General features: G+C 35.0%; 12 protein-coding genes and 2 pseudogenes. 5 read left to right on the top strand and 9 right to left on the bottom strand.

Features of this window, described 5'->3' with window-relative positions:
• Positions 1 to 44 precede the first annotated feature (44 nt).
• The 6 genes and pseudogenes from CFPU101_RS25410 to psbP all read right to left on the bottom strand — a co-directional run bounded on the left by CFPU101_RS25410 (position 45) and on the right by psbP (position 2842).
• Positions 45 to 215, bottom strand: coding sequence for a hypothetical protein (locus tag CFPU101_RS25410; protein WP_242577748.1), 171 nt, complete (start codon positions 213 to 215; stop codon positions 45 to 47).
• 2 nt (positions 216 to 217) lie between these two features.
• Positions 218 to 487 (bottom strand): annotated as a pseudogene (locus CFPU101_RS25405) (papain fold toxin domain-containing protein); the annotation flags it as partial.
• A 100-nt stretch (positions 488 to 587) separates the two neighbouring features.
• Positions 588 to 1067, bottom strand: coding sequence for a GNAT family N-acetyltransferase (locus CFPU101_RS03715; RefSeq protein WP_206813985.1), 480 nt, complete (start codon positions 1065 to 1067; stop codon positions 588 to 590).
• On the bottom strand, positions 1068 to 1697 hold the full coding sequence (locus tag CFPU101_RS03710) for a ribonuclease H-like domain-containing protein (RefSeq protein ID WP_206814128.1): 630 nt from the start codon (positions 1695 to 1697) through the stop codon (positions 1068 to 1070).
• Complete coding sequence (locus CFPU101_RS03705; protein ID WP_206813984.1) at positions 1697 to 2287, bottom strand: nucleoside triphosphate pyrophosphatase; 591 nt, start codon at positions 2285 to 2287, stop codon at positions 1697 to 1699. The genes CFPU101_RS03710 and CFPU101_RS03705 overlap by 1 nt, the downstream gene beginning before the upstream one ends.
• 3 nt (positions 2288 to 2290) lie before the next feature.
• The gene (gene psbP, locus CFPU101_RS03700; RefSeq protein ID WP_206813983.1) at positions 2291 to 2842 is read right to left on the bottom strand and encodes a photosystem II reaction center PsbP; all 552 of its coding nucleotides are present in this window, start codon (positions 2840 to 2842) and stop codon (positions 2291 to 2293) included.
• 60 nt (positions 2843 to 2902) lie between these two features.
• Here psbP and CFPU101_RS03695 point away from each other — a divergent pair, with 60 nt between their 5' ends.
• The gene (locus CFPU101_RS03695; protein WP_242577746.1) at positions 2903 to 3685 is read left to right on the top strand and encodes a tetratricopeptide repeat protein; all 783 of its coding nucleotides are present in this window, start codon (positions 2903 to 2905) and stop codon (positions 3683 to 3685) included.
• Positions 3686 to 3739: 54 nt separating this feature from the next.
• Here CFPU101_RS03695 and psb34 read toward each other — a convergent pair whose 3' ends face one another.
• Entirely contained in the window at positions 3740 to 3919 is a 180-nt protein-coding gene (gene psb34 / locus CFPU101_RS03690) for a photosystem II assembly protein Psb34 (RefSeq protein WP_206813981.1), read from the bottom strand.
• Positions 3920 to 4128: 209 nt separating this feature from the next.
• On the opposite strand from psb34, the gene CFPU101_RS03685 reads away from it, so the two are divergent.
• From CFPU101_RS03685 to CFPU101_RS03670, 4 genes are all read left to right on the top strand, one after another.
• A complete protein-coding gene (locus tag CFPU101_RS03685) occupies positions 4129 to 5892 on the top strand; it encodes an ATP-binding protein (RefSeq protein WP_206813980.1) in 1764 nt (587 codons plus the stop codon).
• Positions 5889 to 7343: a diguanylate cyclase domain-containing protein gene (locus CFPU101_RS03680; RefSeq protein ID WP_206813979.1), complete on the top strand. Its 1455-nt coding sequence runs from the start codon at positions 5889 to 5891 to the stop codon at positions 7341 to 7343. The genes CFPU101_RS03685 and CFPU101_RS03680 overlap by 4 nt, the downstream gene beginning before the upstream one ends.
• 224 nt (positions 7344 to 7567) lie before the next feature.
• Entirely contained in the window at positions 7568 to 8341 is a 774-nt protein-coding gene (locus CFPU101_RS03675; RefSeq protein ID WP_206813978.1) for a DUF6816 family protein, read from the top strand.
• A 148-nt stretch (positions 8342 to 8489) separates the two neighbouring features.
• On the top strand, positions 8490 to 9707 hold the full coding sequence (locus tag CFPU101_RS03670) for an ATP-dependent 6-phosphofructokinase (protein ID WP_206813977.1): 1218 nt from the start codon (positions 8490 to 8492) through the stop codon (positions 9705 to 9707).
• Positions 9708 to 9851: 144 nt separating this feature from the next.
• Here CFPU101_RS03670 and CFPU101_RS25400 read toward each other — a convergent pair.
• Positions 9852 to 11447: pseudogene (locus CFPU101_RS25400) on the bottom strand (DUF2828 family protein); the annotation flags it as partial.
• Between the two features lie 15 nt (positions 11448 to 11462).
• Complete coding sequence (locus CFPU101_RS03650) at positions 11463 to 12020, bottom strand: DUF2828 family protein (RefSeq protein WP_206813975.1); 558 nt, start codon at positions 12018 to 12020, stop codon at positions 11463 to 11465.
• Between the last annotated feature and the right edge of the window lie 146 nt (positions 12021 to 12166).

Raw genomic sequence — 12166 nt, 5'->3', positions numbered from 1 at the left:
GAGGTGTGAAGATTATATTCTTTTTCAATAAATTGATGAAATTCTTAATAAAATCTAATTTCTGCTTCTGTTGGCTCAATTCCTAATTCACGTCTAGCCGTTTTATAACCTACTAAAAAAACAAATAAATCACAAACAGAAGGATAACCTAAATATAGACCAGGTTTAGCTTTAATTTTGCCTAAAATTTCAAATAAACCGCCTTTTTTATCCATATTTACTCATCTCCCAATTCAGTAAGAATAAATTCTTCGCTTTGACAATGAAAGTCTTTTAGCCATTCTTCCCTGTTTAATCCATTAGTAGAAAGATTATCAAAAACTATGTCTTTAACTTCGACTCCATAATATTTACTATTTGTCGTAATTGATTGATTATTTCCTTTACAATCACTGATCAGATAATTTTCATCTCGATATCGTGTTTTTAATTCAATCATTTTACCACTAATGTTATGAGCAGCTAACCACTGTTTTACTGCTAACGCACATTCATAACACTAATAAATATCGAGACGACTGACAACTTCATCAATTTTTTGATAAATTTCTTCATTACTTAACTCACACATTATTAATATATAATTATTAAATATTCTTTACATAAACCCGATCGCATCTATTTGTCTCGACACCCGAAGCAGGTAGATAACCATTTTTTTCATATAATTGTACGGCTTCTTTTAAAACGGTAACTGTTTCGATCCAGATTTCTTGAAAGCCTTTTTCTTGAATAGTTGTTTCGAGTTGTCTAAGTAAATAGCTGCCTAACCCTTTTCCTCTCGCTTCGGGTAATAAATACATTTTCCGAATTTCTACTGATTTAATCCCTCTGGAAATCGGATAATAAGCAGCAGTTCCCACTATTTTACCTTGAGTTTCTACTACCCAAAACTCACCATTATTTTCTAAATAATATTTTTCGATTTCCACCACATCTTGATCGGCTGATTCAGGTTCCCAAGCGATTCCATATTCTGTTAAAACCTGTTGAATTAGTGAGATGACAGTCGAACTATCTTGTACTTGCCAACCTCTAATAAGATAATCTTGATAATATTGCTTCATTTAATGTTCAAAAATATCTTTAAATTGTTGTAAATCTAAATCAACAAAAACGGGAATACATGAAAAGCATTTTTGTGTAATCTCCCAACGTTCTTCACGTTTTAGCATTTGAGTTAACTTATCTCGAAGATTGATTAAATATCTGACATCATTAGCTGCATAACTTAGTTGTTTGGGGGTTAAATTAGCTGCATTTCCCCAGTCTGAACTTTGTGCAGATTTATCCAGTTCAATTCCTTCTAATTCTTGAACTAAATTTTTTAGTCCATGACTTCCGCTATAGGTTCTGGCAATTTTACTGGCTATTTTGGTACAAAAAATGGGTTGTGTTTCAATCCCAAAATGATACCGCAGTTGTGCCACATCAAAACGCGCAAAATGAAAGACTTTTTCTATATTTTGAGCTTCCATTAACTGTTTTAAAAGTGGAGCTTCGGTTTGTCCACGTGCGATCCGAATTGCAGTCACAAAACCACTCGGATCACAGATTTGTATTAAGCATAAACGATCGCGTTGTGGGTTAAGTCCCATCGTTTCCGTATCAACTGCGATCGCATCGGCTTCTAAATAGTAATTTAGCGTTACTTCTGATAAATCTTCGTCAAAAACTTGAAAATTCTCGCTCATAATTATTTCCAAAAATCGATAACTTGATAGCCTAAATCTTTTAACATATTTCTGAGTAAGGGCAAACTTAAACCAATTACATTACTATGACACCCTTCGATTTTTTCAACAAATAAACTTCCTTTTCCTTCGATGGCGAAACTCCCCGCACATTTTAGAGGTTCTCCACTTTTCACATAAGCTTCGATTTCTGCATCACTGAGATCAGCAAAATAAACTTGAGTGATTCCACAACAAATTAGTCGTTTTTGCTGTCGTTGATCAATTAAAACATGACCTGTATATAAACTCCCCTTATTTCCTCTCATTTTACGCCATCGTTGAATTGCTTCTTCTAAGTTTTTGGGTTTACCATAAATTTCGCCATCTAGTTCTAAAACCGAGTCACAACCCAGGATTAAAGCATCAGAAATTTGATGAGCGACGGTTTGAGCTTTACAATGGGCTAAGGTTTGCACTAAATCTTTTGTATTATCTTTTTGGATTAAAGATTCATCAAAATTACTTTGATAAACGACAGGTTCTATTCCGACTGTTTGTAAAAGTTTGCGACGCGCAGGAGAAGCAGACGCTAACACAAAAGTAATACTCATATTTTAGTAAACAAAGAAAGAATTAGCGACTGAATAAAAAATATTTTTGACTTGTTCCCAACGTCTTTGGGGAGTCGATAAGCTAAAGGTGTACAGTTTACCATTATTAATCGTGACATTAGCCAATTCATGCCTTGGCGGTTTATTGGGCATCTGTACTTGATATTCTAAAATGTAATAAGTTTTTCCTTTGTTTTCAAGGAGATCTGCTTGCAGTAACTCGACATCCCGTTTAACATTAGGATCATCATTTAATCGTCTCAAGAAATGATATCCGACATCGGAAGCACTGCCTAAATCTTCTAAACGCTGGTTTTTTTCGACTGGACTAATAATAACGCTTAAATTTTCGCTACGTTCAATGAAATCTCTAAAGACAGCATCAACCCCTTCTGAGGCATTTTTGACATCTACGGGTATCCAACCGTTGGGATAAAAAAAGCCGTACCCTTGTTGCTGGTTAACATAGCTTTGTAGTTGTCCGACTTGTGGGGAACAACTCACTACAATAAAGCTGACTATGATTAGTAGGATAGCAACTAAAGATTTGTACATTTTAAGAAAGACTTGAGCTTTGCTGTCCTATTTTATCCTGATTCGATGACCCAAACTAGAATGAAACACTCACTGATTCTTGGCAGTATTTTAACTCTAATGGGACTCATGAACCCGTTATCTACTCTAGCCCAAACGGTTCCACTGATCGCTCAAAAACAAAGCGCAGTTACATTTTATAACCAAGGGGTCGATCAATTAAGTGCGGGAGATTACAAAGGAGCAAGTGCTAGTTTTAGTGAATCAATTAAACTAAATCCTAATGATCCTGATAGTTATTATAATCGTGGCTATGCTGAGTTAATTTTGGGCAATTATCAAAAAGCGATCGAGGATTACACCCAAGCAATTAAACTCAATCCTAAATATGCTTATGCTTATGGGAATCGTTGTTATGCTAATTATATTTTGAAAAATTACAGTATAGCGATCGCGGATTGTACTAAAGCGATTGAATTTCAACCCAATTCGGTGGATTATTTTATCTATCGGGGTAATGCTCTAGATGACGCGGGGGATCACAAAGCCGCTATTAAAGATTATAGCCAAGCGATCCGTATAGATGCACGTCGCGCCAGAGCTTATTATAATCGTGCTTTAGCCTATAATCGTGCTGGTGAACATCAAAAAGCACTCTTTGATTATAACGAAACGATTAAAATCGATCCTCAGTTTGCCGAAGCGTTTCACAATCGGGGATTAACTTATTTTAAATTAGGGCAAGCACAAAAAGCGATCGCAGAACTAGAACAAGCGGCTAAACTCTTTACAACGCAAGGAAAAACCGATCCTTCCCAAAAATCTCTCAAGGCAATAGACGCGATTCAAAATAGTAAACAGTAAACAGTAAACGTCAAATTAAAACTAATTACTGATTACTGATTACTGATGACCTGATTAGCTAGCATTAGAGGCATAGACTGCGATCGCAATCAAGCCACCTACTAACACGAAAGCTGCTACACCTAAAATAATATAGGTTCTTTGTTGACTTTTCGTCGGGGGTTCTGCCTTATAAACTTTCGGTTCACTCGCAAAATTATTTAAACGTCCGCCCTCTTCTGTCGTATACGGCATTGAATCTAACCTCAAAATTGACACTTTAAGTTTATATTTATTTTACATTCTTCATGCAAAACAATAAAACTTTACAAAAACATGGATTGCTTAATAAATTAGCAAATCAATAAGCGGTCACGGGTTGGGGGTGAAAAATAGTTACACTGACTCAAGTCTCGGCTTAAACTGGAAATAACGTCAACTTGCTAAGGTTAGAGTGTTTGGATATGGCTTCGATGGGCAACGCCGTACTATTGACTATCATTATTATTCTAGGGGGCAGTTGGTGGTGGTCTAACAAGAAGACAAAACAGCTTAAAAAAATCGTTCAACAAAAAAACGAGAAATTGCAACAATTTTATCGAGAATTAGAGCAAACTGTAGCTTTGCACTCTGTGGAACTACAAGAAGTCAAAATTGCGCTAGAACAAGCCAAACAAGCTAAACAAAACTTTTTAGCGAAAATTAGCTCTGAATTGAAAAATCCGCTTCATACGATTTTAGGTTATACCCAACTTTTACAACGCTATCCTCATCTGATCCAGGACAATCAAGAGAATTTAGAACAAATACGGCAAAATGGTGAACTTTTATTAGCCTTGATTAATGATGTTCTAGAAATCATTCAACTTGAAACAAATCAGCTTGAATTACACGAAACAAGCTTTAATATCAGACGTTTTCTCAATTCCTTAGAAAAGACGATACAACCCTTCGCGATCGCCAAAGGAATCAATTTAGTATTTTTTATTCCCCCCGATATTCCGACTAGCATTACGACAGATGAACAAAAATTACGTCAGGCTTTACTCAATATTTTAGATAACGCGCTTAAATATACTGAAATAGGTAGCGTGACTCTAAGAGTAGGGATTAGCGATCGTGCATGGATGTTAGGTAAAGACGATGATCCAGATAATTTAGGGTCTCATGCTCTTTTTTTTGAAATTGAAGATACAGGAGCGGGGATTGCTCCAGAACAATTAAAACGCATTTTTGGGCCTCTAAGTGCCAATAATAAGCCAGAAATTCAAGGAATCGGTTTAGGATTAGCCCTTAGTCAAAAACTCATCAAGTTACTTGGGGGAAAAATCACACTGACGAGTAAAATTGCTCAAGGTACAATTGTCAAAGTTAAAATAATGGTTAAGGGTTGGGAAGTCGGACAGTGGGATACTTTCTTACAAGAATCAGGACGAGTGATTGGTCTTGCTCCCAACCAAAGCGAATACCGTCTTCTGGTGGTTGATGATCGTCGAGAAAACCGCTATTTATTAATTAAATTGTTAGAACCGCTTGGATTTAAGTTAGAAGAAGCACCCAACGGACAAGAGGCGATCCATTTGTGGTCAAGTTGGCAACCTCATTTAATTTTTATGGATACTCGAATGCCTGTTATGAATGGTTATGAGGCGATCGCACAAATTCAACATTTACAAGCTTCTCAATCACCAGAATCTACTAAAACCATTATTATTGGTCTGAGTTCAGGGACAGTTGAAGAAAATCAAGCTGATATTTTAGCGGCAGGTTGTGATGATATTTTACAAAAACCATTTGATATTGAAATCATTTTAGAAAAAATTGCTCAACATCTCAAAATCCGCTATTTCTATGAAATCGAAGAAAAAGGCGATTTTGATGAGGATGATATCAGTACAATTCCGCTTTCCGAATTTCCCTCACTCAGTTATTCTAGTCAGGGGAGTGGGATTCAACGCAAAGATAGAAAATATACTAAAAATTTTTTATCCTCAAATTTGAATTCTGAGCAGTTGATTCAATCCAATAATTTAGATGTGATGCCCCGTGATTGGATTGAAGAACTTTTTATAAGTGCTAACGCAGGAGATGGTCAAAAAATTGAGCAACTTCTTAAAGAAATTCCACCTGAGTATGAGACGTTAGCAAATAATCTTCAAAGTTTAGTCAATCAATTTAATTTTCGTCAGTTGAAAGAATTAACTCAATTTCTTCTATCTCGCCCATGAATCAATATTCGTCATCTGAGAAAGCTAATATTTTAGTAATAGATGATAGTCCAGATGAACTTCGTCTGTTGTCTAATTTCCTGAAAGATCAGGGTTATTATATTCGGCAAGCACTTGATGGCGAAATGGCATTATTGGCAATTCAAACCATACTCCCCGATCTAATTTTGCTGGAAACGTCTTTACCTCGATTGAATGGTGATGAACTTTGTCGTTTGTTAAAAAATGACGAAAAAACTCAAGCTATTCCTTTAATTTTTTTTGGAACCTTAGATGATGTAGCAGAACGCATTAGGTTATTTAAGCTTGGTGGCTCAGATTATTTACTAAAACCTTATTCATTAGAAGAAATTTTAGTTAGAGTTGAAGAGCAACTACGAATTAAAAAAAGATGGGACTGTTTGAATCAAAAAATTCATCAATTGCAGGAACAAATTAAAACTCAAAAAATAACTAATACTACTCCACAACAAGATAGTCAAGAACTTGAACTGCTCAAAAATGCAATCGCAGCAACTCACAACGGAATTGTGATAACAGATGCGAGTCAACCTCATCATCCACTAATTTATGTCAATCGTGGTTTTGAGGAGATGACTGGTTATACATCCGCAGAAATTATCGGAAGAAACTGCCGTTTTCTGCAAGGAAATGATCGAGAGCAAGAAGGGATTGAGATTATGAGAATAGCGATCCAAGACCAAAAAGAATGTTGTGTTATTGTCCGCAATTATCGTAAAAATGGTTCACTTTTTTGGAATGAAATTTCTATTTCACCTATTTTTGATCAACAGGGAAATCTTACTTATTTTATTGGGGTATTAACCGATGTCAGTGAACGGAAACGAGCCGATGAAGAATTAGAACGGGTACAATCTTCTGTACGTCAAATGAATCGAGAATTGTATCGTTTAAACAATGAATTACATCGTTTAGCAAACTTGGATGGCTTAACTGGTGTGGCTAACCGTCGTTGTTTTGATGAGTATTTTGATCAAGAATGGAATCGCTTAATTCAAGAACAATTACCTTTATCTTTAATCGTAGCGGATATCGATTTTTTTAAGCTTTTTAATGACACTTATTTACATTTAAAAGGGGATGATTGTTTAAAAACCGTTGCACAAACGATTAATTCTTGTGTGCATCGTTCTACAGATCTCGTTGCTCGCAGTGGTGGCGAAGAATTTGCCATTTTATTACCTAATACTCCTATTGAAGGAGCGATTAAAGTTGCGGAAATGATTCGCAAAAAAATTCACCAACTTCAAATTCCACATCAAAAATCATCTGTTAGTGAATATGTTACATTAAGTTTAGGTGTAGCAACCCTAATTCCAACTGAAAACGTTGCTTTAACTTCTTTAATGGCGGCTGCTGATCAGGCTCTTTATTTAGCCAAAAAACAAGGGCGAAATTGTGTAATTGCTTCTCAAATTAATAATCACTAAAAATTAAGCAAATAAAATAATGAGTGCAAGAAATCCAAGGAAGGATAAACCAGTCTGAATAAATAGAGGAAACGCTGTTGTTTTATCCATATCTAAAATATTTAACCAACTCTTATACTTTTTAATATAACATAAATTCATTAATTGTGTAGATTTGTAAACTGAGTAATAATACTCATTTTTTTAAGTTATTCTTTTAAATGCTCTTAATTAATTATTCAACAATGATCGCTCGCTTAATCATCAGTTTTTTGTCTTGTCTTTTAATTTGGTATAATCCTTCTATAGTTCTAGCAGAAACAATTTTAGAACGTTTTTCAACTTATCCCGATTGGCATCATAAACCATTAATCAAAGAACGTAAAGGAGATATTTACTATCCTGAATGGTTACAAGGAATTTGGAATGTAACCAGTATTTTAACTGAACAAATTGCACCTTTTGCACCTAGTTTAGTTACCCCCGGTTTTGAAAGTAATCGTCGTTATTTAGAGCAACCGATTACTTTTACAGTTCGTTTTCAGTCACAAACTACATCTGAGCCACAAAAATGGCCGTTACCTCCCTTATCTTCCACAACTTCAAAAATTATAGCCGATCGCAAGTTTAATGGTCTTCACATTGCACAGGCATACTTAGGAGAAACAGGGGTTCTTTCTGTAGAGACCGTTCGCCAAAACCCAACTTGTTTAATCACCATTTTACCTCAACAACGTCAACTGATTTCGACGACTATCGGTCATAGCCAAGATTCACCATCAACTGGACAATTTATAGCAACTGAACTGACGCAACAACAATTTAAAATAGATTCAAGTCTATTTATTAATGAAGTAGAAACGACTACCGCCTATCATCTAGTGAACCCTAAACAAATAGAAGCGGAGCAAATTACAGCAATTTATCTTTCTCCCCAAGATCCTAACTATTTTCAAGCGTTTGATCAACCTGTTGCCCTTTACCGTTATCGACTTTTACTATCTTTGGTTAAGAAATAAATAGAAATATTTTTATAGATGACAAAATCTTAATCTAATAGATAAGTATTAAGTTTTAATATTAATCATAAATAAATTATTAACAGAAAAAAAGATCCACCTTTAATACTGTTTACTGAGTAATGTATAGCAACAAAGTGAGTCGATTGTGTTCACAAATCAAACCTCAAAAAAAATAGGTATTTTGACCAGTGGTGGCGACTGTCCTGGACTAAATGCTGTGATTCGAGCAGTGGTCAAAGCTTCAAAATTAAAAGGATGGGATGTTTATGGAATTCCTTACGGAACTGATGGTTTTATTGATATTGCTCGTGGAAAATATCAAAGCGAAGATTTAATCCTCACTAAGCATGGTTACAATTTACCTGGTATTCTTAAAGGTTTAGATGTTTTGCAGTTTTTAAGTGGCAGTATTTTAGGATCTCTGAGTAGGGGATATACAGAACATCCTGAAATGACCGAAGCCATTTTAAAAGGATATGAAATTCTAGGTTTAGATGTTTTAATTGTGATTGGTGGTGATGGCAGTCTGGATATCGTCTATGATTTAGCACAACAAGGCAACTGGAAACTGATTGCGGTGCCTAAAACCATTGATAATGATGTACCGTTTACTGAATGGGCAGTTGGCTTTAACACAGCAGTTGATATCGTTACACAAGCTCTTTATGATTTAACTTTTACGGCGGCAAGTCATGAAAGAGTGATGATTGTAGAGGTGATGGGACGAGATGCGGGACATTTAGCCCTTCATGCAGGAATTGCGGGGGGTGCAGATATTATCTTAATTCCAGAATTAACCCCAACATTGAATCTAGATGTAATTGATGGTTGCTGTCACCAGTTAGAAAATCTACGTGCAGATGGTCGTCAGTTTGCCCTCATTGTTATTTCTGAAGGGGTGAGAAATCAACAAAATGAAAGAGAAAAGTATATTGGTGATTATTTTGCCCGTCGTTTAGGGGAATATAGCCAAGTTTTATGTAAAGTGGATCATGGCTTCTGTCATCTCAATCAAATGGATATCCGAGTATCTGTCTTAGGACATTTACAGCGTAGTCGTCCTCCATTATCTCTAGATCGTCTTTTAGCGACTGTATTTGGCATTAAAGCCGTTGAATTAATTGAACAAGAACAATACGATCAAGTGGTGGTTTGGCGTGAGGGTCAAGTACAAAGTGTTTCCCTTAAACCGATTATTAATATTATTAAGAAATGTCATGCTGAAAATCGCTGTGCTTATCCAGTTGATCCCGATGGTTTTATGGTCAAAACAGCGCGATCGCTCGGAATTTATTTAGGGGAAACCAACTCTTGTATACTACCTAATTCCCTATTTTTCGATCATTTACCCCTCTTTATTTAGAGGCTCACTAAAATACTGATTAAAAACAGGCTGGGATTTTTACTTTATGTTCAATAGAACGAAGTAGTATATTTGTTGCAGTTACCAGCCTTGTCTCTTATTTTAATCAACTTAGTGTATCCTGCAATCTAAGTTGAAATCATCTTACTTGACGACATATTTGACATTTCTTAAAATTAGCCAATTAATAGTACGATGATCGACTAAACGAAGACGATTGCGCTCTACAGTACATTCTAGATCGATTACGGTGCTACGACCCATTTTCGGCTCAAGTTTGAGTAAATAACCAATCAGCGTTCTTTCTTCGCCTTGTATTGCTTCCTGACTCACTTTAGTAAGTGCTTTTTCAATTTCGGAATGACTTAGAGGTTTACCATTTTTATCTTTAATTGCCCCTAATAGTTTGTCTTTAAGATCTTTTTCTCGAACTTGCTTATTAAAGTTAACTGTAAAAATATAATTACCAGCTTGCTCTAATATTTCGCAAATTTCAGTCCGAGAAACCGTTTTCTCAAATTCATACTGATTAGCCGTATACATTCCCTCTTCAATAATATCTTGGTCAATTTCGGAGGCGAAACCTCTTTCATTAACTACTGCTATTGATTTGGGGTTGACTTCAACGACTTTATAGTATTGAATATCAAACAGATAATCACCTAATTTAATTTTAGAAAAATCCACTTTATTCAGATTAGAAGTACGCTGTCTATGCTCCTCTTTTGGGGTTTCTACCGACTCTTGAAATCTATTTTGTAAAGATTGCTTAATCTCTTTAAGTTCCTTTGAAGTTAAACCTTGAGGATAAACTGAGAGATTAAATGCAGATTTAATCATATTTTCTTGAGTTAGATTAGGACTCGATACAGCTTGCCAACGACGATATTTATCTATATCTATTATAGCTAACATTGCTTCGATTGGGTTGATGATTTTGCCACTCATTAGATTGAAAGCATTGCGAGAAAAACCTGATAATAAAATCACACGTTCATCATTTTTATTCACTGGAAATTGATGGAATTTTGCATCTACATTCCAAAAAACTAACACAGGGCGGGTATATCCTGCGGCTTTAAATTTATCATCAATGGCTTGATAATTAGTCTTACCTGATTGAGCTTGATCGAACTCCATATCAGAGATAATTTAAACCATTTCGGGAAGTTCCGAATTAGAAAGACGGCTTTGTGTTGCTTTCTTTAATATCAAGTCAAAAACGGCTTGAATATTCGTATTCATTTGCCAACTGGCTAGACATAAATTAGTAACTTTCTCTTTTAATGTTTTGCCTTTTAGTTATTCAAAAACTGGACTACCTGAAAAAGTTATAAAACTCCCACTCCAAATACTAGAATTTTTTTCGGAAAAGAAAATTCCTAAAATACTTAAAACATCAAGCAGTCTAATTTTTTGACTTGTGTACATGGAATCAGAAACATCAACAACGGGTAAAATAGATCTTAAATTTTCTTGTTCAAAAGGATTCGGTAAAGCGTTCCATTGTAGTTCCAATATTAAATATTCAGCTTGATTATTTAAGTAGTTTATAATAATATCATATGGCTCTAATTGGGTGGCTTTAATCTCAGCTTTTTCAGCAGCTACATCATTTAGATATTGTTGATATCGAGTCTGATCATGTTTACCAAAAGCATGACGATAAATCATACTCGATCTCGATGGAACCTGAGCATAATTAATCGTTTCCCATTGTTGAGCGCATATTGGTTGTTCAACAACTTTGAGATATTAACATAAAGAAGACAGTAAACGGCGATAGTTTTTAGGAGTTAAATTTAAGTTTTTTTGACTTAGTTTAGCTTTATACTCATTATGTTTTGCTTCACGGGGTAGCCATTTAGCACACCGAGAAATTGATAAGTTTTGCTCCATCTGGCTTAAATCATCTTCGAGTTGTTGTCGGATTAAAGCTAAAATGGGTTCTTGTAATATAGGAATATATAATAATCTTACCAACATATCCCAACGCCCAAACTCTGGAATTAAATACAAATTAGCTTTAGCTGTTTCAAGATGATGATTAGCTAACCAAACAAATAAATGATAAAAAACTTCTCTTTCACCACAACCACCCCGACAATCATAAATCCAAACTATAATTTGTATCGCGAGTTGCAGATTTTCTTGCCAAGCTGATGAAAAAAGGTTATGAATATAGCTAAGACTTTGATTACGAAGGCTACCACCTTGTGCAAAAAAATCTAGACACGGGTTAAGAGTCGAATAATTACTGAATGCAGAATTTTGAGTTAAAGCTTTATTAAAAGTTGATAAAAATTGATTCATAACGATTGCTCTAGTGTTGTAGTTAGTAGAAAATCATGTTTTTTCTCGCTGTAAGTTAAATCTATCTCTTTGTTAGTATATTTGTATTTACTATAAGCTTAAAATGACAATTTTCAAACGAAATCGTTTCATTATCCTTGCAGTTT

This window comes from Chroococcus sp. FPU101, assembly GCF_017312365.1.
In the GTDB taxonomy this organism is placed as follows: Bacteria; Cyanobacteriota; Cyanobacteriia; order Cyanobacteriales; family Microcystaceae; genus Chroococcus.
This window is presented reverse-complemented; position numbering and strand designations above follow the sequence as displayed.

Excerpts from the sequence above, each read along its gene's own strand:
- CFPU101_RS03650 (WP_206813975.1), bottom strand. The coding sequence starts at position 12,020 with ATGAATCAATTTTTATCAACTTTTAATAAAGCTTTAACTCAAAATTCT.
- psb34 (WP_206813981.1), bottom strand. The coding sequence starts at position 3,919 with ATGCCGTATACGACAGAAGAGGGCGGACGTTTAAATAATTTTGCGAGT.
- CFPU101_RS03705 (WP_206813984.1), bottom strand. The coding sequence starts at position 2,287 with ATGAGTATTACTTTTGTGTTAGCGTCTGCTTCTCCTGCGCGTCGCAAA.
- CFPU101_RS25410 (WP_242577748.1), bottom strand. The coding sequence starts at position 215 with ATGGATAAAAAAGGCGGTTTATTTGAAATTTTAGGCAAAATTAAAGCT.
- CFPU101_RS03680 (WP_206813979.1), top strand. The coding sequence starts at position 5,889 with ATGAATCAATATTCGTCATCTGAGAAAGCTAATATTTTAGTAATAGAT.
- psbP (WP_206813983.1), bottom strand. The coding sequence starts at position 2,842 with ATGTACAAATCTTTAGTTGCTATCCTACTAATCATAGTCAGCTTTATT.
- CFPU101_RS03695 (WP_242577746.1), top strand. The coding sequence starts at position 2,903 with ATGAAACACTCACTGATTCTTGGCAGTATTTTAACTCTAATGGGACTC.
- CFPU101_RS03715 (WP_206813985.1), bottom strand. The coding sequence starts at position 1,067 with ATGAAGCAATATTATCAAGATTATCTTATTAGAGGTTGGCAAGTACAA.
- CFPU101_RS03685 (WP_206813980.1), top strand. The coding sequence starts at position 4,129 with ATGGCTTCGATGGGCAACGCCGTACTATTGACTATCATTATTATTCTA.
- CFPU101_RS03675 (WP_206813978.1), top strand. The coding sequence starts at position 7,568 with ATGATCGCTCGCTTAATCATCAGTTTTTTGTCTTGTCTTTTAATTTGG.